Source organism: Mesorhizobium sp. M7A.F.Ca.US.014.04.1.1 (assembly GCF_003998745.1).
Classification (GTDB): domain Bacteria; phylum Pseudomonadota; class Alphaproteobacteria; order Rhizobiales; family Rhizobiaceae; genus Mesorhizobium; species Mesorhizobium ciceri.
In genome coordinates this window covers 1-413 of sequence record NZ_RZRW01001495.1, presented here as the reverse complement: position 1 = coordinate 413, position 413 = coordinate 1, and the positions used below count along the sequence as shown (strand labels likewise).

General features: G+C 65.9%; 1 pseudogene. It reads left to right on the top strand.

Annotated features, from left to right (window positions below):
• Positions 1–413: pseudogene (locus tag EOA22_RS37310) on the top strand (peptidase domain-containing ABC transporter); the annotation flags it as partial.

Genomic DNA, 413 nt, shown 5'->3' with positions numbered 1-413 from the left:
CCGGGGGACCCCGGCGAGTTCGACCGGATTGCCCCGCGCCTCAAGGCGGTGCTACGGGTCGCCCGCTACCATGGCGTCGAACTCGACCCGAACGAGTTCAAGGTGGCGAGCGCAAGCCCGGTTCCAAACGCGACCGATCTCTCGCAATGGGCCCAGAACGGCGGCATGTGGTCGCGTGCGCTTCGCATCCGCTGGTCGCATCTTCTGCGCTTCGAGCACACGGGACCGGTCGTCCTGCTGTTCAATGACGGTGGCGCAGGTCTCCTCACCGGGGCCAGTCCAGAGCGGAATGTCGTCTTCCTCAAAAGTGCGGATGCGCCCGAGGATGCCGAAGCCATCGCCATCGACGAGTTGCGGCTGTCGCAGGTGTGGGCGGGTGAGGCCGTGCTGTTGCGTCCAGCGCGATCCTATAT